This is a genomic window from Gimibacter soli (assembly GCF_028463845.1).
GTDB classification, from domain to species: domain Bacteria; phylum Pseudomonadota; class Alphaproteobacteria; order Sphingomonadales; family Kordiimonadaceae; genus Gimibacter; species Gimibacter soli.
The window spans coordinates 596915-619110 of the sequence record NZ_CP116805.1 but is presented as its reverse complement, the minus strand read 5'-3'; the positions used below and the strand labels follow the sequence as shown (position 1 = coordinate 619110).

At 63.0% G+C, this 22196-nt stretch carries 19 protein-coding genes and 1 tRNA gene; 5 read left to right on the top strand and 15 right to left on the bottom strand.

Annotated elements, in window-relative coordinates; translation table 11 throughout:
• Positions 1-51: 51 nt before the first annotated feature.
• Both PH603_RS02895 and PH603_RS02890 read left to right on the top strand, forming a co-directional pair.
• Positions 52-1626 (top strand): ATP-binding protein, encoded by a 1575-nt coding sequence (locus PH603_RS02895; protein ID WP_289504425.1) that lies wholly within the window; start codon positions 52-54, stop codon positions 1624-1626.
• A 59-nt stretch (positions 1627-1685) separates the two neighbouring features.
• Positions 1686-3383: a hypothetical protein gene (locus PH603_RS02890; RefSeq protein WP_289504424.1), complete on the top strand. Its 1698-nt coding sequence runs from the start codon at positions 1686-1688 to the stop codon at positions 3381-3383.
• 15 nt (positions 3384-3398) lie between these two features.
• Here PH603_RS02890 and PH603_RS02885 read toward each other — a convergent pair whose 3' ends face one another.
• Both PH603_RS02885 and PH603_RS02880 read right to left on the bottom strand, forming a co-directional pair.
• On the bottom strand, positions 3399-3554 hold the full coding sequence (locus PH603_RS02885; RefSeq protein ID WP_289504423.1) for a DUF1674 domain-containing protein: 156 nt from the start codon (positions 3552-3554) through the stop codon (positions 3399-3401).
• Positions 3555-3563: 9 nt separating this feature from the next.
• The gene (locus tag PH603_RS02880) at positions 3564-4457 is read right to left on the bottom strand and encodes a CPBP family intramembrane glutamic endopeptidase (protein ID WP_289504422.1); all 894 of its coding nucleotides are present in this window, start codon (positions 4455-4457) and stop codon (positions 3564-3566) included.
• Between the two features lie 155 nt (positions 4458-4612).
• Here PH603_RS02880 and htpX point away from each other — a divergent pair, with 155 nt between their 5' ends.
• Complete coding sequence (gene htpX / locus PH603_RS02875) at positions 4613-5566, top strand: zinc metalloprotease HtpX (RefSeq protein WP_289504421.1); 954 nt, start codon at positions 4613-4615, stop codon at positions 5564-5566.
• Between the two features lie 27 nt (positions 5567-5593).
• On the opposite strand, the gene PH603_RS02870 is transcribed toward htpX, so the two are convergent.
• From PH603_RS02870 to PH603_RS02855, 4 genes are all read right to left on the bottom strand, one after another.
• A complete protein-coding gene (locus PH603_RS02870; protein ID WP_289504420.1) occupies positions 5594-5785 on the bottom strand; it encodes a Trm112 family protein in 192 nt (63 codons plus the stop codon).
• A gap of 20 nt (positions 5786-5805) precedes the next feature.
• Positions 5806-6474, bottom strand: coding sequence for an LON peptidase substrate-binding domain-containing protein (locus PH603_RS02865; RefSeq protein WP_289504419.1), 669 nt, complete (start codon positions 6472-6474; stop codon positions 5806-5808).
• 7 nt (positions 6475-6481) lie between these two features.
• The gene (locus PH603_RS02860) at positions 6482-7420 is read right to left on the bottom strand and encodes a thioredoxin family protein (protein ID WP_289504418.1); all 939 of its coding nucleotides are present in this window, start codon (positions 7418-7420) and stop codon (positions 6482-6484) included.
• A 74-nt stretch (positions 7421-7494) separates the two neighbouring features.
• Positions 7495-8019, bottom strand: coding sequence for a prolyl-tRNA synthetase associated domain-containing protein (locus PH603_RS02855; protein WP_289504417.1), 525 nt, complete (start codon positions 8017-8019; stop codon positions 7495-7497).
• Between the two features lie 176 nt (positions 8020-8195).
• Between PH603_RS02855 and PH603_RS02850 the strand changes: the two genes are divergently transcribed.
• Positions 8196-8270 (top strand) — tRNA-Gly (locus PH603_RS02850).
• A 49-nt stretch (positions 8271-8319) separates the two neighbouring features.
• Here the strand turns inward: PH603_RS02850 and PH603_RS02845 are convergent.
• Complete coding sequence (locus tag PH603_RS02845) at positions 8320-9132, bottom strand: hypothetical protein (RefSeq protein ID WP_289504416.1); 813 nt, start codon at positions 9130-9132, stop codon at positions 8320-8322.
• Between the two features lie 17 nt (positions 9133-9149).
• The gene (locus PH603_RS02840) at positions 9150-10292 is read right to left on the bottom strand and encodes a hypothetical protein (RefSeq protein WP_289504415.1); all 1143 of its coding nucleotides are present in this window, start codon (positions 10290-10292) and stop codon (positions 9150-9152) included.
• Between the two features lie 400 nt (positions 10293-10692).
• Here PH603_RS02840 and PH603_RS02835 point away from each other — a divergent pair, with 400 nt between their 5' ends.
• The gene (locus PH603_RS02835) at positions 10693-11073 is read left to right on the top strand and encodes a hypothetical protein (RefSeq protein ID WP_289504414.1); all 381 of its coding nucleotides are present in this window, start codon (positions 10693-10695) and stop codon (positions 11071-11073) included.
• On the opposite strand, the gene PH603_RS02830 is transcribed toward PH603_RS02835, so the two are convergent.
• The 7 genes from PH603_RS02830 to PH603_RS02800 all read right to left on the bottom strand — a co-directional run bounded on the left by PH603_RS02830 (position 11067) and on the right by PH603_RS02800 (position 22098).
• Positions 11067-14312, bottom strand: coding sequence for an error-prone DNA polymerase (locus PH603_RS02830; protein ID WP_289504413.1), 3246 nt, complete (start codon positions 14310-14312; stop codon positions 11067-11069). The genes PH603_RS02835 and PH603_RS02830 overlap by 7 nt on opposite strands.
• A gap of 11 nt (positions 14313-14323) precedes the next feature.
• The gene (locus tag PH603_RS02825) at positions 14324-15874 is read right to left on the bottom strand and encodes a Y-family DNA polymerase (RefSeq protein ID WP_289504412.1); all 1551 of its coding nucleotides are present in this window, start codon (positions 15872-15874) and stop codon (positions 14324-14326) included.
• On the bottom strand, positions 15792-16502 hold the full coding sequence (locus PH603_RS02820; RefSeq protein WP_289504411.1) for an ImuA family protein: 711 nt from the start codon (positions 16500-16502) through the stop codon (positions 15792-15794). Before PH603_RS02820 ends, PH603_RS02825 begins: the two co-directional genes overlap by 83 nt.
• A gap of 76 nt (positions 16503-16578) precedes the next feature.
• Positions 16579-18774: a cytochrome c3 family protein gene (locus PH603_RS02815; RefSeq protein ID WP_289504410.1), complete on the bottom strand. Its 2196-nt coding sequence runs from the start codon at positions 18772-18774 to the stop codon at positions 16579-16581.
• An 86-nt stretch (positions 18775-18860) separates the two neighbouring features.
• Positions 18861-20345, bottom strand: coding sequence for a tryptophan halogenase family protein (locus tag PH603_RS02810; RefSeq protein ID WP_289504409.1), 1485 nt, complete (start codon positions 20343-20345; stop codon positions 18861-18863).
• Positions 20342-21394, bottom strand: a complete 1053-nt coding sequence (locus PH603_RS02805) for a cupin-like domain-containing protein (RefSeq protein WP_289504408.1) — start codon at positions 21392-21394, stop codon at positions 20342-20344. The genes PH603_RS02810 and PH603_RS02805 overlap by 4 nt, the downstream gene beginning before the upstream one ends.
• Complete coding sequence (locus tag PH603_RS02800; RefSeq protein ID WP_289504407.1) at positions 21394-22098, bottom strand: SapC family protein; 705 nt, start codon at positions 22096-22098, stop codon at positions 21394-21396. Before PH603_RS02800 ends, PH603_RS02805 begins: the two co-directional genes overlap by 1 nt.
• Positions 22099-22196 lie beyond the last annotated feature (98 nt).

Here is a 22196-nt window from a genome sequence, read left to right as displayed (position 1 = left end):
CCTCAGGCAGGCTCCGGGCAAGGCGAAAAGTCATCAGGCAGGGAGGCAGCGATGCCGGATTTTGCAAACCATGTGATCGGGGCGGTCAGGACCGTCGGCTCCGCGTCCGTTACCGTCAGGCTGAGCGAAGACGCGCTCGCCACCCCCGGGCTCGCCAGCCGCTACCGGATCGGCGGCACGCTGAAGCTGCCGGTGGAAGGCAGCCTGATTTTCGGCACCGTCCGTTCGGTTGCCGCCACCAGCGAAAAGGGTGTCGATCTGACGGTCGATTTTCTGGGCGAACGCACCGAGGGCTCCTTCTCGCGCGGGGTGCGCCATTTCCCGATGCCCGGCACCGAGGTACTGACAACCGACGATGACGACCTCGCCGCCGTCTATGCGCCGACATCCGACCGCACGGTCCGCATCGGCACGGTCTTCCCGTCCGACACCCTCTCCGCCGGCATCAATGCCGAAGCCATGCTGTCGCGCCACTTTGCGATCCTCGGCTCCACCGGCACCGGCAAATCGACGACCACGGCGCTGATCATCCACCGGCTGGTGGAAGCCAACCCCAACGCCCATATCGTGATCCTTGATCCGCACAATGAATATGAACGCGCCTTCCAAACCAACGGCGTGCATGTGACGACCGAGAACCTGTCGATCCCCTACTGGCTGATGAATTTCGAGGAACATGTCGAGCTTCTGATCGGCCGCAATACCGAAGGCCGCGAGGCGGAGATCGATATCCTCAAGCGCTGCCTTCTGGACGCCCGCAAGAAATCATCCGCCACCGTTGGCGCCTCGCGCCTCACGGTCGATACGCCGATCCCTTATAAACTGACCGACCTTCTGGCCCGGCTGGACGAGGAACTCGGTCGGCTCGACAAGGCCGAAAATGTCCGCCCCTTCCTGCGTCTCAAATTGAAGATCGAGGAACTCAGGACCGACCAGCGCTATGCCTTCATGTTCTCCGGCCTCCTGATGCAGGACAATCTGGCGAGCCTCGTGGCCAAGCTGATGCGTTTCCCGGTCGATGGCCGGCCGGTCAGCACGCTCGACCTTTCGGGCGTGCCGTCCGATATCGTCGATGTCGTCGTGTCGCTCCTGTCACGCCTTGTGTTCGACTTTTCGATGTGGAGCCGCAGCCAGCGGCAGGCCCGCCCCGTGCTGCTGGTGTGCGAGGAAGCCCACCGCTATGTCCCGAACGCCGAAACCGAAACCCGCATCCAGTCGGCGCGGAAATCGCTGGAACGCATTGCCAAGGAAGGCCGCAAATACGGCGTGTCCTTGGGGCTTGTCTCCCAGCGCCCGTCGGACCTCTCCGAAGCCGTGCTTTCCCAGTGCGGCACCATCCTTTCGATGCGCATGAACAACGACCGCGACCGCGCCTTTGTAACGGCCTCGATGCCGGAGGGTTCAGAAAGCTTCCTGGCCTCCCTGCCGACCCTGCAGAACCGCGAATGCATCATCGCTGGTGAAGGGGCACCCTGCCCCATGCGGGTGCGTCTCGACTTCCTTGAAGAAGAGCTTCGCCCGGCGAGCGACGACCCCCGCTTCACCGAGAGTTGGCGACAAGATATTGACTGCCTTGACGAACTGGTGAACGATACGATCCGCAACTGGCGGCGTGGCGTGCGGTAGGGGGCCCGTCACACTATATTCCACCCGTCTGTCCGATGTATTTGTGTTCGCAGGAGGACATGTTGGGGGTTAGTGCCAACGTCCATTATGAAATCATGGGGCGGCGCAGCAGCCGCTGGGCCATTCTGGGGGTTATGAATGACCGCAACGAGGCCATCACCCATGCGGAGCGAGCCTGGGGAACCAATCAGTTCAATGGCGTGAAGATCATCCGGGAATCGTTCGACCCTGGAACACAAGCCTTTGCAACAGTTGAAATTTTTTCCCGCGGCGTTGCCCGCAAGGCTTCGAAATACGACCAGACCGGTTCGATCGCACCCTGCCTGACGCCCGACGATCTTTATAGCGCCGACGGTCGCCGTTCGCTGCACGATCTGCTGCACACGACGCTCCACGAATGGAACCTGACGCCGACCGAAATCCTGCACAGTCTCGAACACTATTACCGGCTCTATAACACCGGCACCAAGCTGCAGAATGCCGTGCAGCATACCGCCATCTCGCTGGAGGCCGATCAGGGCTCGGTGCAGGAGCGGATGCGCAAGCTTTACAAGGTGATCGATTTTGCGGTCGCCATCATGGAAAACGAAAAGGGCAACGTTCCGAAGATCGAGGCCGACAGGCTGAAACAGGCGGTCGAGGAAGTTGAAGAAGCCCCGAACCGCCGTTTCCTGCTTCTGTGCGCCATCACGGAATATCTGCGCCCCTTGAGCAGCATGAACGAGAAGCTGCGCCAGATTGTCGGCTTCCTTTCGCCTGACCGGCCAGCATGGGTGATGGATATCCTCGACCAGTTCATCAGCGAACTTCTGCTGCATGACCGGGTGATCACCAGCCTTCTGATCGAAGGCGAGGATCGCGGTGATTTCATGGCCCAGATCGCCTGGCTGCAGGCCGGGCAATTGCACCTTAATCCGCCTGAAGACGGCAAGCAGCAATATGACGAACAGGTCCTGCTGCTGAGCGGCTTCCTCGCGACCTCGAGCCTGCCGCAAACCGCCCGCAGCCTGTTCGAGCGGCTGAAGATGGAAATCGAATCCTCGAAGCCCCTGAACAAGAAAGGCTTGCTGGCGCAGCTGGCGAGCGTCGACCGGCTGCGGCAGGCGGTTGAAGCACTGAAGATCGATATCTCGGCCGCCGATGCGCTGGATGAAGCGCTGAAATCGCGCTCAAGCCGGCTGATCAACACCCAGATCATCGGCGAGATGGTTTATGACATCAAAGACCCGTTCGCGCAGATCGAATTCCTGCTCGAGATCGAGGCACTGGTCGTGGGTATGATCAACAAGCGGATGATCGCCAATTTCATCCTGCCGATCCTGACACGGGCCGATAACGAGACCATTTTCCTCGGCCTTGGCGGTCAGCCGCTGAAGGTTCTGCCGAAGCTGACAGCCTTGCAAGGCAAAGTGAATGGCGCCGACCTGTCGGAAATGCACCGCCGCAAGATCTGCGAAAAGCTTGATGAGTTTGGCAGGACCATCCTTGAAAACACGCAGGTGCTGAAGCGCCTGCACCAGTTGGATGTGCCGGTGCAGGAAAAAGCAGCAAAACTGCTGACGATGCTGGCGGACGGCTATTTCACTGACGGCGAGGCACGGGACCGTGCCGAACTGCAAGCACGCCACTATATGAAGTCGCCGGGCTTCACCGAAGGGCTGATCTCAGGCCTTGGCCGCGCGGACGCGGAGAAGGCACTGCTTAACTTCCGCATGTTGCTGTCACGCGCCAACATCACCAAGGAAGACGATAGCTGAGGGCCGGAAGCGCCCTCAGAAATCCGAAATCAGGCCATTCTTTTCCCAGTCGCCATAGCGGGTGGGCTCCGGCCCTGCGCGGCCGCCGATTTCCTTCGGCATGGGCTTCACTTCGGGCTTTTCAGCCTTTTCCGTTTTTGCTTCTTCGGTTTTTTTCGTCTCGTCGGTCATGCGCCTGTCCTAGTGGGGATGAACGGGGCCGGCGTGGCCCTGGGCCTTTGCCCGATACCATGCGTATAGCGCGAAGGGCACGGTGACAAGCGGCAGGATCAGGCCAAACTCGCCGGCAAACATCGGCGTCTGCGCGTTCGGCAGGGTGAAGGGCTGCAGCACCGACAACACAATGGCATTGTGCGCCGCATGCAGGGTAACCGCCGGCCACAAGCTACCCGACCGCAGCCGCAGCCAGGTCATGATGAAGGAAAGCGAAACCAGCATGACCGTGAACAGCGCCATCTGCAGCGGCAGGCCGGTCGGCCCGGCATTATAGCTGGTGCAAAGAACGATCGGCACATGCCACAGCGCCCACAGAAGGCCTGTCACAACCGAAGCCCCCACAAATCCCATGCGCCGCATCAGAAGGGGGGTAAGGAACCCGCGCCAGCCGATCTCTTCGCCAAGCGCCGTTGCCAGATGCCACACAAGGCCGATCGTCACCTGCAGGACCATGCCAAAGACGAGCACCCGGTCGGCAGGCCAGTCCGGCGTGCCGAGATAATAGCGCAGCTCTTTCACATACTCGGGGTTGCCCGGCGCCCCGAACCCGAGCGACCAGATCAGCATATAGGCGAGGACGCCGTATATGACCGGAATGAAATAGGCGGCGGCGTGATAGCGCGATGGGCCCCATTTCCAGCCAAGCGCCGAAAGATCGATCTTCATCAGCTTGAAGGTGAGCAGGGCAGCGAGCCCCGGCGACCACATCAGCGCCGCCATATAAAGCCGTTTCAGCCCCATCTGGATCAGGAACCAGTCCACCACCAGCGAGAAAGCGGCGGTGAACAGGATGAACAGGGTCAGCGCTTTAACCCAGCGCTCCTTCGGTATCATGGCGGTTTCGCCGATGGCAGACATGCAGCATCCCTCAAACTATCGGTCTTCCGCCACAGCGGAAAACGGTGCTCAACCCCGCCCATAGGCAGGTCTTGAACGTATGTTGGCCGATCCTACATTCTCAAAAGGTCCTTATGACTGTCAAACAGGACCCTATGAACGGAGTGTTTTGCGCGATGAATGTATTCAGAACCGGCATCCTGATGGCGGCGATGACCGCGATCTTCCTGGGCGTCGGCTACATGATCGGCGGTACAGGCGGCATGGGCATCGCCTTTGTCGTGGCCGCTGGCATGAACTTCTTCGCCTACTGGAACTCCGACAAGATGGTGCTTTCAATGCATCATGCGCGCGAGGTGGACGAGCGCTCGGCCCCCGAATTTGTCGCCATGGTGCGCAATCTGGCAGCGTCTGCTGGCCTGCCGATGCCGAAGGTCTATATCATCGATAACCCGCAGCCGAACGCCTTCGCGACCGGCCGCAACCCCGAGAACGCTGCCGTTGCCGCAACCACAGGCCTTCTGGAGCGCCTGTCGCGCGACGAGGTTGAAGGCGTGATGGCGCACGAGCTGGCGCATGTGGAGCACCGCGACACGCTGACGATGACGCTGACCGCGACGCTCGCCGGTGCCATTTCCATGCTTGCCAACTTTGCCTTCTTCTTCGGCGGGCGTGACCGCAACAATCCGCTCGGCATCGTCGGCACGCTTCTTGTGATGATTCTCGCGCCCATTGCCGCGATGCTGGTGCAGATGGCGATCAGCCGCACCCGCGAATATGCCGCCGACAAGCGCGGCGCCGAGATCTGCGGCCGGCCTATGTCGCTCGCCAATGCGCTGAGGAAACTTCACAAGGGCGCTGAAGCCATCCCCAACCCGGACGCCGAAAATGCCCCGGCTACCGCCCATCTTTTCATCGTCAATCCGCTGCGCGCCGGCGGTGTGGACGAGCTTTTCTCGACCCACCCCCGTATGGACGAACGCATCCGGCGGCTTGAGGCGATGGCGATGGGTACTCCTACGGCACGCCCGCACCACGGCGCCCATCACAAGCCTTCCTCACGCCGCGCCACCGGCACGTCCGGCATCCCGGAATCGGATGACAAGCGCCAGAAGGGGCCGTGGGGCTAAGGGCTTGAGCGGAAAACGCGCCTGAAATCAGTCAAGTTCGCGGGCTTCGTCCACCAGAAGGATCGGGATACCGTCGCGAATCGGGAAGGCGAGGCCGGCCTTGCGGCTGATCAGTTCCTGCGCGCCCGCATCATATTCCAGCGTCTGCCGCGTCACGGGGCAAACGAGGATTTCCAGAAGATGCCGGTCGGCGGCGGGTTTTGCTTTGGCGTCGGTCAAAATGGGTCTCCGGTTGCCCGTCAGCTGATCTGCGAGGGCGGCATGTCTTCGTGCGAGGCGATATCGAGAAGGGCCACAAGGAGCTTCGCCCTGGCCGGCAGGTCGGGTGCTTCAAGCAGCGCCTGTTTTTCCGCCGGGCTGAAGGGCACGATCATCGACAGCGTGTTGACGAGCAGCTTGTCGGGCGTGCCGGCAATGGCGTCATAATCGGCGCTCAGGCCCTTGTGATCCAGATAGTGGTGCAGGGCCTTGATGATGCCTTCATGGTCGATTACCGCCGGGCGTTCCTCGCCTTCGGTCGGGTCCAGCCCGAAGGGCTGCCACACCGCCTGTACCTGCCGGTAGGGTGTGGTGGCAGCCAGTTCATGCTCGATCCGGAAACGCCCCACGCCTTCAAGGCGGATCAGAAAACGCCCGTCCTCGGTTTCCTTGCAATCAACGATCCGCCCGGCACCACCGACATCATAGATCGGGGGCGCAGCCCCCGGCCGGGCCGTATCGACCCCGCTTCTTGGCTGCACCATGCCAATGACCCGCGCGCCGGCCATGGCATCGCGCACCATGGCGACATAGCGCGGTTCGAAGACATTGAGCGGCAGGCTGTTCCCCGTCATCAGCACCACACCGGCGAGCGGAAAGACCGGTATCACCGACGGGAAAGGCTGGTCGTTTGCGCGGCCTGCCGTCATCGCCACCTCAGGAGAAGAGGACCGACGACAGCCGTCGCCGGTATTTGATGGTGAAAGGATCGTTCGGGCCTGCCGCCTCGAACAGCTTCACAAGCTGCTTGCGGGCGGCTTCCTCGTTCCAGCTGCGGTCGCGCATCAGGCTGGCGAGCAGTGCTTCGGCCGCGCCTGCCATGTCGCCGCGCGCCTGCCGCGCAAGGGCGAGGTCGAACCGGGCCTGATGATCCTGCGGATCCGCTGCAATGCGGGCCTCAAGATCGGCCTCGTCACCCGCGCCTTCAGCTTGCGCCGCCAGTTCGAGCCGGGCATTCACCTTGCCGATCCGGGCGACAAGGGCGGCATCACGTTTCGGGTCCGCCGGCAGGGAGGCGATCAGCTCAGACGCCGCCACCGCATCACCAAGTGCCAGGAGCGATTCGGCAAGGCCGATACGGGCGCGTTCGTTCGTCTCGTCATGCGCCACCACCTGCGACAGGATATCGGCGGCGGTTGCGGCTTCGCCCGCCTCGACCAGGGCTTCGGCCTGTTCGATCGCCTGCACCAGCGGATCATCGCCGCCCGCGCCACCAACAAGCTCGGCAAGCCGCGCCACAAATGCTTTCACCTGCGACTGGGGCACCGCGCCCTGGAAGCCATCCACCGGCTGGCCTTGCCAGAAAGCCATCACGGTCGGCAGGCTCTGGATACGGAGCTGGCCGCAGATCGCCTGATTCTCGTCCGCATTCACCTTCACAAGGCCAACGGCGCCGCCGGCTGCCTTCACCTCGGCTTCCAGCATCGGCATCAGCTGCTTGCAGGGGCCACACCATTCGGCCCAGAAGTCCACGATCACCGGCCGCTCGCGCGACTGCATCAGCACATCTTCGGCAAAGTTCTGCAGATTGGTGTCGCGGATGAGCGCGCCATTTGCCGGGGTGGCGGCTGCGCCGCCGGACATCATCGGGTCCATCAAGTCCTGCCTGTCTCTTCAGGGGTGGGGATCGTGTGTTCTTCTTAAAACGTCCTGCCGCATGGTTCCAGTCTTCAGTGTGTGATTTCAGTATCCAGATCGACGATCATGGGCTCAAAGCCGCAGGCCCGGATGAAGGCCACCAAATCTTCGCGCCGGATCGTCACCGTCGCCGCATTATGGAGCGGGTGATAATTCAGAAGCTCATGCGCCATCATCGCCTTGTCGAGCACGACCAGAAGCGGTGGTTCCTCACCTTCCGCCACCCGCGCATTGATGAGCGCGAAAGGGGTGACAGAACCCGGCACGACGCCCAGCATGTCCATCAGGCTGTCGGCGCTTGAAAAGGACATCCGGCCCATGCCGGCAGCTGCAGCGAGACCATCCAGATCGACCCGACGTTCTTCATCAACCACCGCCAGCAGGCGGCGTTTCTTCTTGTCGCGCACGAACAGGCACTTGCAATGCCCGCCCGGGATTTCGCCCCGGTGGGCGCGCGCGTCCTCCACCGTGAAAACGGGGGCATGCCGGTGCATGGTCACCGTGATCCCGAGGGACGCCAGAAATTGCATAAGGTCGGATTCAGTTGCCGGCATCATTCTTCCCCTATGGCCAATCGGTTGCCGTGAGGTCAATTTTTCGGTCCTTATAAAGGGAAATCAAGACCTTGGATCAATCTTCAAAAAAATTCAAAATAACTGTTGCAAAGGGACTTTTGGCCGCTATATTCCCCCCTCGCAAGGCCAGACGGCCTCGCACCCGATACGCTGATTGAGCGGGCGTAGCTCAGGGGTAGAGCATAACCTTGCCAAGGTTAGGGTCGTGAGTTCGAATCTCATCGCCCGCTCCATTTAAAAAAGCCACTGGTGAAAACCGGTGGCTTTTTTAATGCGTTCAGCTCACGGGCGCCCGCCTGCACTGCGCTCCTCGATCTTGCGCACCTCGAAAGTATCGTCTGCCATCCGCTCGAATCTGACCCTGAAAAGCCGGCTGCCCTGCCACAGGTCGGTGATCAGGGCGCCCTCCTCTTTTACGGGGCCGATTTCGTAGGTGAAGTGAGCCGGAACAGGAGGTGCGGAGCTCTTTAAAAGACGGGCAAGCGCCTCACACCCGCCCCGCTCATCCAGCGTGTTGCACGTCCATCGTTGCGCCTTGAACTCTTCGAGCCAGGACTGTGTTGTGGCAAGGCCATGATAAGCAAAGCCGGGGCGCGCATAACCTGCCCCGACCGTGACCCAGTTGCCCCCTTTAGCGCAAACACCTTCTTCTGATGGCAACGCGAAAGACTGCTCGCTGTGCAGGCCGAAGGAATTGCTGGTCTGCGGCGCCGGCTCCGGCGGTTCATTCCGGATTGCATCAAGGCTGTACGTGGTCTTGGCGCAGACGCCAATCCAATGGCCTGTCTGTAAACTCTCGCTGACCAGTGTCAGGACGGGGCGAGAAGAGAGCCGGATGTCATAATGCTTGAACGGACGCTGATGAAGTTCGGCGCCATCTGGCCGGGGCGTTACCCTTGCATGGTCGATTTCGGTATCGGGCGTGGGCGCAAAGCCTGTGTAATAGGCCCAAACCTCTGCCACTTCGTCAAAGCTCATGTCCCGGCGGGTGTCATCTTCCGGCGCAATCACGGTGGCCGATACACCATTCAGGGGCAAGGCAAGGCCCAGCAAAAGGACGGCCGCCGGCCGGAATATGGACATTCGGTTGAGCATTCCTGATACCTCCGCGTTCATAATGCCTGCAAGAAAGCGATATAGGAATCGGGATTATCCAGCGCCTGTTCGCTCGTCAGGCTTTCCAGATTGCCCTCCCACAGATAGCCCGGATCGGCCTTCCCTTCGCGGCGATGGCTGTTGTGAAGGTTCGCATGGATCGCTTCATGCAGGATTGCATGGTCAAGGGAAGCGCTTTTCAGGGTCATGCCGAATGTATCGAGAAAGATATGCCCGCGGTGATGAAGCGCGATGGTATCGTGGCTGGCCTTGAATGCCACTTTGACCTCCCTTTGGGCATCGGTGAGAAAGCGGTCGTCAAGGTCCACAAACTCTGTCGAATGAAAGATGGACCGCGTGGCACTGCTCAGAAATGCCTGCACATGCTCCAGAACTGCAAGGGCGCGCCTTACGAGTTTGGCCTCTGTGCTGCCAAAATATTTCCCGAACGCGGCAAGCGCTGCCGGCTCTCCATCAACCAGCTTTTTGCTGCCTGCAGCAACCAGCTCCAAGCCGCTGCCAACCGCCCGGTCGATCTCTGCCCACATGCCATCGAGCCCCGTATCGCCAAGCTTTTGATCCCACCCCCGGTCGTCAACCAGCCCTTTGAATTTCCGGCCATTCGGGTCCTGCGTGCCGACAGGGACTGTATGGGTGAGGGCGGCAATCGTGGAGCGCCTTTTGGCGGCATCGCTTTTTGAGGCCAGCTTCCCGGCCTCGATAAAAGCGGCACACAAGCTTTTCAGGACTGGGCATTTCGGCAGGTCGGTGAGACCAAGGCGGCTGAGATCGTTCGCCGCAGGCGCCTCGGGGCGAACCAGAAAAGGGTGGGCAACTGCACTTCTGTAAACAAGGGTCTCGCGCGGGCCCGCGATCCATTCCTTCGAAAAGGCAACCGTTTCTGAGACAACGCGTATCATGGATCGGGCAGCCGGGTCGGCGGCGCTGACAGGCCCCGCAAAGGCCGGGTCAAGGACAAACGAGGCCTCGAACCGGCCGTCATCAGCAATACGGACAGTGGGTTCGCGCCCGGCAGAGGCCAGCGGTACAAGGGCACGCTCCGCCACTTTCAGGACAATGGCGGCAAGGCTTTCGCGTTCAGCTTTTGGGAGCGGCCAGCGCGCACCAATGTCGGCGGCAAGCCGTTTGGCGGCACTCATGACCTTTACCCTGTCTGGACCCTCGGCACTCAATGATACGGTCATTGGGACTTCCTTGGATGGGGGTGAAAATGCAAAGCGCTACCCCGGGCTGGAGGTATGGTCGATCCTCCGCCGCATGGCCGCGCCGATTGTCAGATGAATGGGGATGGTGAGCATCGCACTCACCGCCGGTCCCGGCATCGCGCAGGGTACGGCTGTCATGATAATACGATATTTGTAATTTTTTGCAAGCTCCGGCCTCATGCGCATCGCGCCAGACCCCATTGTTACAGCTGACGTTCACCGGATAGCGCCCTGACGCGATCCTCTGTTATGGTTGGACAATTACCTGCGGCACATTTATCAGGGCCGCCAATGACCTAAGCTTTGCGACATTCATCTTATTCAGAGCCATCCGATGCCCTTCACAACCGATTTTCGCGAAAGCGGCATAATCTGGAACTTCAGCGGCACCGTTACCTTCCGGGATCTGCTTGATACCAATGCAACAGCATGGGGCCATGAGAACTGGCCGAAGTTCAGGTTCCAGATCATTGATTTCAGCGGTATCGAGGGCTTCCTTGTCGATCCTTCTGACGGCCTGGCCATGGCACGTATCGATACCGTGGCGGCGAAGTCTGAACCGAACATGTCCATGAGGGTTGCCATTGTCGCGACACGACCGGATGTCCTTGAAGCCGCCCAGTCCTATCTGGACTGGCTGGAAGTCCCCAGCTGGGAGACCCGGATATGTTCGACCGCTGAAGAAGCAATGAACTGGGCCTGTACTCATCAGTGAAAATCCCGGCTCTGGGGTACCAGATCGCGCACGGCACGCGGATGGCCGGCGGGGCGGAAGCGCGGCAGGCGCGGATCGTCGCCGCGTCCGGTACGGGCTTCATCTGCCGCTGGTGCCGGCAGGTCGAAAGTCCCGTCAGAGAGGGTCAAGAGATCGGCTGAAGCATCACTCAGATGCTCCGCCACCACATGCAGCACATCGTCCGCGAACTGCACCCTGCCTTTCACGACCATCAGGCGGCTGCCCATCAGCGCGCGCCGCTGGGCCTCGAACACCTTGGCCCAGACGACAACATTGACGATGCCTGTCTCGTCCTCAAGCGTGACGAAAATGACCCCCTTCGCCGTACCCGGCCGCTGCCGCACCAGCACGAGCCCGGCGACCGTGACCGGCGCCCCGTCGCGCAAGGACCGTACCTCCATGGCGGTCATCACGCCGCGTTCCTGCAGGCGCGGCCGCAGGAAGGACAGGGGATGCGCCTTCAACGACAGGCGCAGGGTCTGATAATCCGCGACCACATGCTCGGCGACCGGCATCACGGGCAGGATGGCCGCTTCCTCCGCCCCTTCGGCCGAGGTTTCGGCATGACGGAAAAGCGGCAGGTCCGGCGCGTCCGACAGCCCCCGCACCGCCCAAAGCGCGGCACGGCGATCAAGCCCCATGGAGCGGCAAGCATCGGCCTCGGCCAGTTTTTCAATCTCGGCCACAGTGAGCCGGGCGCGGGCCTGCAGGTCGGCAAGATCGTGGAACGGTTGGCGGCGCGCCGCCATGATCCGGTCCGCAGCATCCTCCCGGAACCCCGTAATCTGGCGCAGGCCAAGCCGCACGGCATGGCCGTGGCGGTTGCCGGGTGCTGCTTCAAGGGTCGAATCCCAGTCGCTCAGGTTCACGTCCGCAGCACGCACCGCCACGCCGTGGTCCACCGCATCGCGCACGATCTGCGCGGCGGCATAGAAACCCATCGGCTGGCTGTTCAGAAGGGCGGCGGCGAAGACATCGGGGTGATGGCATTTCATCCAGGCGGAAGCATAAGCCAGCAACGCGAAACTCGCCGCATGGCTTTCGGGGAAGCCATAATCGGCAAAGCCTTCGATCTGCTTGAAGCAGCGATCCGCGAAATCCGGGGTATAGCCCCGGCGCGTCATGCCGCTTGTGAAGCGTTCGCGGAAATTGCCGACCGTGCCGCTGTTCTTGAAGGTCGCCATGGCACGGCGCAGGCCGTCGGCCTCGCCCGGCGTGAAGCCTGCCGCCACGATGGCGATCTTCATTGCCTGCTCCTGAAAAAGCGGCACCCCCATGGTTTTGGAAAGCACATGGCGCAGCTCGTCGGGCAGGCCATGCTCGGGCGCGGGTGACGGATAATCGACGGTCTCGCGCCCCATACGGCGGCGCAGATAGGGGTTCACCATCCCGCCTTGGATGGGGCCCGGCCGCACGATCGCCACCTGCACGACAAGGTCATAGAACTTGCGCGGGCGAAGGCGCGGCAGCATCGACATCTGCGCCCGGCTTTCCACCTGAAAGACCCCGATACTGTCGGCCTTGCAGAGCATATCGTACGTGGCCATGTCGTCCTTCGGTAGGGTGGCGAGGGTCGCCGTCAGCCCTTTCGCCTCCTTCAGGAAGGCAAACCCGCGCCTCAGGCACGACAGCATGCCAAGCGCCAGCACATCCACCTTCAGGATGCCAAGGGCATCGATATCGTCCTTGTCCCATTCGATCACGGTACGGTCCGCCATCGCCGCATTCTGGATGGGGACAAGCCGGTCGAGCGGATCTTCGGTCAGCACGAAACCGCCGACATGCTGGCTGAGATGGCGGGGAAAACCCATCAGCTCATGCGCCAGATCAAGCGTCTGCCGGAGCCGCGCATCCGAGGGGTCAAAACCCGCTTCCACCACCTGCTCATCCGGGATTTCACGGCCGTAAGAGCCCCAGACAGTGCCGGCAAGCCCGGCGACCGTGTCCTCCGACAGGCCCATCGCCTTGCCGACCTCGCGAATGGCCGAGCGCGCCCGCCATGTGATGAGCGTGGCGGCAAGGGCGGCCCGGTGCCGGCCATAACGGGCATAGATATACTGGATCACCTCTTCGCGCCGCTCATGCTCGAAATCCACATCGATATCTGGGGGCTCGCCCCGCTCTTCCGAAATGAAACGTTCGAACAGCAGGTCCACCTGTGTCGGGTCCACATCCGTCACCCGCAGCGCATAACAGACGACCGAATTGGCCGCCGACCCCCGGCCCTGGCAAAGGATATGCTGCGACCGCGCATAGGCGACGATATCGTGCACCGTCAGGAAATAAGCGGCGAAGCCGAGCCGACCGATCAGCGCAAGTTCATGTTCGAGCGTGGCCTGCACCGCTGGCGGCACGCCCCCCGGATAGCGCCACTCGATCCCCGCGCGGGCAAGCGTTTCAAGCTGGGCCTGCGCCGTCATCCCCGGTGGCACCGGTTCGTTCGGATAATTGTAGCGCAGTTCATCAAGCGAGAAGGTGCAGGCCTCGGCAATCTCGAGCCCCGTACGCAAGGCTTCGGGGTGACCCTCAAACAGCCGGGCCATCTCGAACCCCGGCCGCAGGAAGCGCTCGGCATTCGGGGCCAGCCGGTAACCTGCCGTATCGATGGTCACATGCTCGCGCACGCAGGTGAGGATATCGAGAAGCGGGCGCCGCTCAGGGATATGATAGCGCACGTCGCCGGTCGCGAGGAGCGATGCCCCGGCTTCCCGCGCCAGCGCCGCCATGCGGGCGAACCGACGCCTGTCCCGCCCGTCATACTGCGGGCTGACGGCAAGGGCCGGGGCCATATCCAGCCTCTCTCGCGCCGTGCGGAGGGCGCTGACGATATCGGTGCCCACTTCCGGCACCATGGCAAAGTGCAGGCCCGCGGCATGCGCCGCCACATCATCCAGTGTGAGGTGACATTCGCCCTTTTCCGCCCGCCGGTTGCCAAGGGTGAGAAGGGCGGTGAGCCGCCCCCACGCCGCCCGGTCGGTCGGCCAGACAAGAAGCGACGGCGCATCCATCAGATCGAGCCGGCAACCGGGGATGAAAGGCATCCCGCACATTTTCGCGGCCTTGTGCGCCCGGACAAGCCCGGCCACCGAGTTCCGGTCAACCAGCGCCAGCGCCTTCAGGCCCAGCGCCTTCGCCATCAGGACAAGCTCGTCCGGATGCGAGGCCCCGCGCATGAAGCTGAAGGCGCTTGTCACCTGAAGTTCGGCATAATCGGCCATGCGCGATCCTTTCAGGCAAAGAAGCCGTGCAGATACCAGGCGGGGGCGCCTTCCTCGGCGTGGCGCACGCCGGGGACGCCGTATAGCCCGTGACGGAACAGCCAGAAACGCGGCCCGGCGGTAACCTCCACCCGGTAATAGTCCCGGCTTTTCGGGGCGTCGTGCCGCCACCATTCGCTCGACAGGCGTTCCGGCCCCTCGGCGCGCGCCACCCGCCACGCCACCCGCCGCCAGCGGAAGGTGAGAGGCGGGCCTTCGGGCACTTCGGCCATCACCTCGATGGGTTCGGGGCGAGCGAGCAGCCGCAAGGGGCGCGGCGGCAGGCCAGCGGGCAGCCGGTCCCAGCCAAGGTCATCGGTGGCGGGGGCGGCGAGCGTCTGGGCACGTTCCGGCAAATGGCTTTCGCGGTGACGAAGCCGCGCCACACTGCCCTGCCCGAGCCGGGTGCCGAGCCGGTCCATGAGCCGGTCAAGCGCTTCGGTGGTGCGTTCCTCGTGCCCCGCGGCCATCTGGCGTTCCGCGAGGGGAATGCAGTCGTGCGCTTCCATCAGCAGGAGATCGATCCCGAAGCCGGGGTCAATCTCCGGTATCTTTTCCCGCAGGAGCCGCATCAGGTGGGCCGCGTCGCGGCTTGCCCGGCTGGTGCCGATGGCTGCCACCTGCAGGCTGCCATCTGTCCCGAAGGCCAGCAGCCGCAACCGCCTGAGGCCCTGTCCCGCTGTTTCAAGCGCGTGGCCCAAGTCCGCCACCAGTGAAGTTGCCACCGCCATCAGCCCTTCGGGGGTCATCAGCGGTTCCATGAAGGCGCGGCGCACCCGCCAGTCCGGCAAGGGGACAAGGGCGCCAAGGGGATCGGGCTTGCGGCCCGTCACCCGGTCCAGCCGGTCCAGAAGATCACTCACCTGCCGGGCTTCAGCGCCCCGGAAGCGACGGGCGATGCCGGTGCGCGGCAGGCCCGCGAGATCGCCCACTGTTTTGAGCCCCAGTCGCTGCAACAGGAGAATGGTGCCGCCGTCCAGCCGGAGGGCAGCGACCGGCAGGGGGGCAAGCAGGGCCGCCAGCGTTTCGGGTATGGCGACCGCACCGTTCGCGCCGTAGCGCGCCAGTGCCCAGGCCGCCCCGCGTGTTGGCGCCAGTGCGACGCGGGCACTGATACCAAGCCCCGCGAGCCAGCCGGTGACGGTTTCAAGCATTGAGGCCTCACCGCCCATCAGGTGATCGGTGCCGGTGGTATCCACAAGCAGGCCTTCGTCGCCATCGGTCGCGGTGATCGGGCTCATCCGCACGAGCCAGCGGGCAAGCCGGACAAGCGCTTCAGCGTCGGCTTGCCGGTCGGCAGGCAGCACGGCGATATCAGGCACAATGGCCCGCGCGTCCGCCAGCGGCTGGCCGATGCGCAGCCCCATGGCGCCCGCCGTTTCGTCAACGGCGGTCAGAAGCTGGCGGTTACCGGCCTGTTCATAGAAAACAAGCGGCCTGTCAGGCGCTGGCGAGATGCCGCCCTGACGCCGCCAGCGTTCCACCGGCCAATGGGGCAACCATAGCGAAAGAATGCGTCGCATCGTTCCATTCCATGAAAGAGGTGGCAGGCGGCTCGCCGCCGCGATGCTTTTCAAGCCGGGCGGCGAGATACGGCTGCAGGTCATCATCCCTATCGCGCGCGGCGGCGGAAACCAGCACCCGGCTGAAAGCAGCGGGCGCCCCGGCCCCGCCCGCCGGGCCAAGGACCATGCAAGGCACCCCCGATTCGCGCGCTGCCAGCGAAAGGCGGCGGCTGGCGGTCAGATCCATGTCCGCGACCTCGCCCACCACAAGCCCGACAGCGCCCGAGCGCAGGCCTTCCTCCATCGCCCAGAGGGCATCGATGGCCCGCCGCGCCCGCACAAGGATGAAACGGTCAGGTGCTACCCCCGCCTGCTGCAGGCCGGGGCCGTAAGGCAGGCCTTCATCCATGATCCGGTGATATTCGCCCACCCACAGGATAGGCTTTTCGCCTGCAATATGGGGGGCCAACGCCCAGAGGCTGGCGGCGGCGATATCGGCCAGCCGTTCGGGCCTCACCTCATCCAGCCGGGCGGAGGACGGATCGGTCTCCGCCTCCCCGCCCTCGATCTGCCGGATCAGGTGCCGAAGCCCCTCCCGCCGTGCGGAAAAGGCCGGATTATCATTCTGTGCGAAATCGAGCGGCATGATCCGCCTCTTGGTCTCATCTGTCGTGACTCGGGTGTTTTTGTTCTTGTTATGTTCTATTTTACAGAACCAAGAGTCAAGGCCTTTGCGACCCCGCCGGATTGATCACACGAAGCCGGTCGGTCATATCGCGGGCGTATGCCTTGTCACCCGCCTTCATTGCCGCTGACAGGCCGAACCGCAGGAGATTTTCATCATAGGGATGCGCGGCGATGGCTTCTTTCAACTGGCCGAGGACCGTCGCACCGCTGCTGTTCAGCGCCACAAGATAGACATAGGCATAGCGCGCGTTCCGGGGCGCGGCGTCCGTCGCTGCCTTCAGATGCCCAAGCGCCGTTGCAAGGTTGCCCTGTCGCACGAAGGAAAGGCCGAGGGCATGGCGGATTTCCGGGTCCACAGGGCCGGGGCCTCCGGCGGCTGCCACAAGAAGCGCATGGCTTTCACCCTGCCGCCCTGTCTGGCGCATGAATTCAGCGAGATTGATGCGGGCGGGCGCAAATCCGGGGTCGATAGTCAGGGCCTGCCGGTATTCGGCCTCCATCACATCATAGTCGTGCCGCACAAGATAATGACGGGCGAGATTGACCCGACCTTCGCCCCGCCAGCTGCTGCCCTCATCTGCTGCCATCAGCTCGGTCAAAGCCCGACGGGTGAGATCGATCTCCGGCGCATCCAGAAGACTGCGGGCAGCTTCAACCCTGATGGCGCGAAGGGGATCATCAAGGAGCGGGGCAACATAGGGCTGACGGTCAGCGACCGGCAGCATGGCAAGCCCGCGGACCGCGCCGATGCGCATCAAGGGCTTGTCGCCCGATAGCGCCCCGATGGCGAGCCGCACCAGCGCGGGGTCGGCCACCTGCGGCACAAGGGACAAGGCGGTTGCCCGCACGATTTCAGGCTGGTTGTCGTCGCCGATCAGCCGGGCGAGGCCTTCGCGCGCCGCCGGGTCGCCCTGCCGCGCCTGATGGATGGTGACGGCGTAACTGTCCCGTGGTGTGCGTTCAGGGAACCAGCGGGCGATCACCTCGGCCGCCCAAGCGGGTTTCCTGTCCAGATGGCAGGTCGTGCAGGGGTCGGGGCTGCCGGTGCGCGCTGCCATATCGGGGCGCGGCACCTTGAAGCTGTGGTCGCGGCGCGGGTCCACCACCATATAGGTGCGCGCCGGCATGTGGCAGTCTACACACTGGCTGCCTTTGGCGGTGGGTGTGTGGTGATGATGGTCCGGTGTGTCGAATATATCGCTGGCATGACACTGGGTACACAGGCCATTCCCCTGCACTTTCAGCTTCATGCTGTGGCTGTCGTGGCAATCAAGGCAGCTGACACCCGCCCCGTACATCCGGCTTTGCAAGAACGAGCCCCAGACATAGACCTCCTCCCTGATTTGCCCGTCCGGGAAATAAAGCGGATCATCGAGAAGCGACGGCAGGAACTGATCGAGGAACTTTTCCCCCGGATCGATCCCGTCGGTGAGCGGCGCACGCAGGCTGTGGCAGCTGGCGCAAACCTCGATCTCGGGCCGCAGGCGGGGCGCCTTGCCCGACCAATGCGCCGTCGCCTCGCCTTCCGCCCGCACAAAGCCGCCATCCTGGCGCAGGTACGCCATCAGATCGTCTTTCCAGCCGTCCTCCGCGCCGCCCTTCAGGCGGGCTTCGGCGTGGCGCGCGGCACCGGCGTGGCACGAAGAGCAGGAAACATTGACGCTGTCATAGTGCGTGGCGAACCGGTCAGCCGAAGGATCATACCGGCGCGTGAGGCCGGTGGAATGGCAGTCGGCGCACATGCCGTTCCAGTTCTGCAGCGGCGCCTTCCAGTGCAATCTGTCGCCCGGCACAACATTTTCCGCCGGATAATTCGGGAACCAGTGCTGGCCGCCATCAGCCGCCGGCCGGCTATCCCATGCGAAGGGCAGCACCTGATATTTGCCGCGTTCCGTTTCCACCAGATACTGCTGCAAGGGGGCATGACCGAAGGTGTAGGCGACCGGGTAGGTTTCGGCATCCCCGCCTTCGCTGATTGAAACCTCGAACCCGTCGCCGCTTCGGCGGAACGTGGCGCTGGCGCCATGGTGGCTGACGGTCACTCCGGAAAAGTCGCCAAGGACGCTCGCCTCGCTCGCCGCCGCCATGGCGCGGGCATGATCGGACAAGGACCAAGCAGCATGTTCGGCCTGATGGCAGGTGCGGCAGACCTCGTCGCCCGCGAGCGCACCCCATGCGCCTGCAAGCCACAGGGCAGCGCCGACAAACGCCATGGCCGTCCGTTTTCCCATCCGGAATTCCCCTTCCGGTCCGGATGGTAAGCGGAGGGCAGCGCCGCCTGCAAGCATGACGCTTGCGTGGAAGCTCGCAGCGGGCCTCAGGCGTCGGCGCGGCAATAGCTGTCGATAAACTGCTGATGGGTCGGCAGCCCCGCAACCGTTGCCGCCACACGCTCGCGCATCGTCGCAAGGGTCTGCTGCAGCCGGCCGGGCGACATCAGCAGCGCCTGCTTGTGCCAGCTTTTCGGCTCCAGCCGCTGGCCGATCATCACCTGCAGCCAGCTATCGACCCGGAACAGGTCATCGGGCGCCTGCCAGGCTTGCGCGGTTTCGCGGAAAAGCGCGATCCGCTCTGCAAGGCTTTCGGGGATGCTCATGTCGCGGCAATAGCGCCAGAAGGGGCTGTCGTCGCGTTCAGTGAGCTTGTAGTGCAGGATGATGAAATCCCGCACGCGGATCAGTTCGTTATCCGCCATACGGTTATAGCGTTCGCGCACTTCGGGCGTGATGCCGCCGAACGGGAACTGCTGCAACAGGCGCGTCACGCCGATCATGAAAAGATGGATGCTGGTGGATTCGAGGGGTTCGACAAACCCCGACGAAAGCCCCAGCGACAGGCAGTTTTTCACCCACATCTGGCGGCGCTTGCCGGCCTTGTAGCGGATGAGGCGCGGCTCGATGAGCGGCTTGCCTTCAACCGTGGACAGGAGCTTCTCGCGCGCTGCATCCACCTCCATATGGTCGGTCGAAAAGACGATGCCGTTACCTACCCGGTGCTGCAGCGGAATGCGCCACTGCCAGCCCGCCTCATGCGCGATCGAACGGGTATAGGGGATGGGCTCGGCCACGGCTTCGGTTTGCACCGCAAGGGCCGCATTCGTCGGCAGCCAGCGGCTCCAGTCCTCGTAGCCCGTTTTCAGCGTTTCCTCGATCAGAAGGCCGCGGAAGCCGGTGCAATCGATGAAAAGGTCGCCTTCGATGCAGATGTCGCCTTCCAGATGAAGGGCCGCGATATCGCCGGTCTCAGCGTTCTGCTCCACCCGGGCGATCTTGCCCTCGACGCGCTTCACGCCGTCATTTTCACCGATTCGGCGCAGGAATTTGGCGTAAAGCCCGGCGTCCAGATGGTAGGCATAATTGAGCGGCGCCTCGCCGCCCCGTGTGAAGCGCCCTGCTTCCGCCGCTTTATATTCGGGATAATAGTCACCAAGTGGCCCGGCGTGCCCTTCGGCGCGGCCTTGCAGCCAGAAATGCTGGAAATCCGCCATCCATGTACTGAGGGGTGCGCTACCGAACGAGTGGATATAGCGGTCACCGACCCGCGCCCAATTTTCAAACGCGATGCCAAGCTTGATGGTCGCCTGCGTCGCCTTCAGGAAGGATTGCTCGTCGATCTTCAGGAATTCGTGGAAGGTGCGGGCCGTGGGGATGGTTGCCTCGCCCACGCCTACCGTGCCGATGGCCTCGCTTTCAACCAGCGTCACCTGCACCAGCTGCCCCAGCATGCGGGCAATGGCAGTGGCGGCGATCCAGCCGGCGGTGCCGCCGCCGGCAACCACGACGCGGATAGGGTTATCGCTCATCGCTGCAATTTCCTCATGATCAGGGCACGGAGGCGCCGGGCCGTCATGTCATCGATGGGGGCAAGCGGCCCCTGTGCACCATCGGGCAGATGGGCGCGGGGGTGTGCGGCATCCCCGAAGACATAATAGTCAAAGAGGCCTTTCCAGGCGGCCTTCTCGTCTGCCGGCCTGTCCCGAAGGCTCAGAAGCGCGTGCAGAAGCGTCACCTGCGGACTGTCGATATAGGCGGGCACCGCGTTCCACCAATAGTTCACAAGCACATTGAAGGCATCAAGCGCCTCCACATTGTGCCACCACATGGCAGGGTAAACGAGCACATCACCAGCTTCCATATCGGCCACTTCACCTGCCTTCAGGGCTTCGGCGAAGCGCGGGAAACGGACGAGGTCGGGCTTCGTGAAATCGACCATGCTGACCACCTGCCCGCCCGGCGTAGGCTCCAGCGGGCCGGGATAAAGGTTCGCGGCCTGATCCGGCGGAAACAGGGTGAAGCGCCGCCGGCCAACGGCGGCAACCGCGATATTGTGGCTATAGTCATAGTGACAGGCGGCGGTTGTCCGGTTGCCGATCCAGAGGCTCGCGAGGCCCGGATAGGCCGTGAGCATCGGATGAAGTGCGGCCAGATCAAACGGGTTTTCCGCCCTGAAACCGGGGAAATAGGCACTCGCGTCGGTGGAGCCGATATACACGGACCCCGCCCCGGCATCATCCTTTGTGCCAAGGATTTCATCCAGCACCGGCGCCAGCGGCTCGCGCGTTGCCTTGAAATTGAAGCCGTCGACGGCATCGGTGTAGAAGAAGCGCCCGCCGATTTCGGGCGCGCCGCGATAAACAACGACCGGGTCGCCCGAATGCCATGCCTTCAGCTTTTCGGCGGCCTCAGTGGCGGAGCCTTTGCCCGCTTTCACCAGCGCCCAGTCGTTCGCCGCCCCCTTGAAAAGAACAGGGCGGCCCTCAGCGATCAATGCTTCCCAAGCAGCCCCCGTCGGGAGCGGCCCGTCGCGCGTGGCGACCCTGGCGAGCGTGCCAAGCGGGGAAGCGTCGGTCATCAGGCACTTCTCCGCTGGCGGTAAGCGATCAGGCGGCTCATGTTGGTGAGCGACGCGGCGGCAAAGACCGCAACTTCCAGAAGGCCGGCCTTGTTCAGCCGCTCGAGCGCAGCGCCATCAAGCGACGCAATCTTTTCGGGCGTCACGGCAAGATAGCCTTCGAAATCGACAACTTCTGTATCCGAAACGCTGACCTGCAGCTGCACGGGCTCGGCGAGTTTCATTTCGGTGAAAAGCGTCGTCAGCGCATTGGCTGCCTCGACGCCGATATGGATGGTGCGCAGGGCATCGACCGCCGCTTCAAGGGCCGGTGCATGACCGCCCTGGGGCAGGAACAGGGGTTCGCCCTTGCTGCCGTCTTCCACAATGCGCGGATGATCGAGATCCACATGGATCACCGGCTCGCCGCCATCGGCGAAACCGATCATGAAAGGCCCCCGCCGCATCAGGGCGGGAATATAGAAGGCGTCCCAGCGGTCACCATCGAGATAGAGATTTTCGTCGCGCCCGAGGCCAAGGATGGCAAGCGCCTGCAGCATATTCTGTTCGTCCCGGCGGAACAGGATCGGATAGTCGCGTTGCACATCCGCAAATTCGCTGGCGAATACCGCCACCTGGTTGACCGCCTCGCCAAAGGCAGCACCGTGGCCGGTCAGGACCTTGATATTACTGTGGTTTACATTGTCCAGTCGCGCAGTTGTCATTGAGTTTTTCCCCTCTCCCGTCTGCCCTTAGCAGATTTGGTCGGCCCCGAGAAGGGAGAGGCCGCGCCCGGGGGCGCGACCTCTGTTCGCTCGAGGGA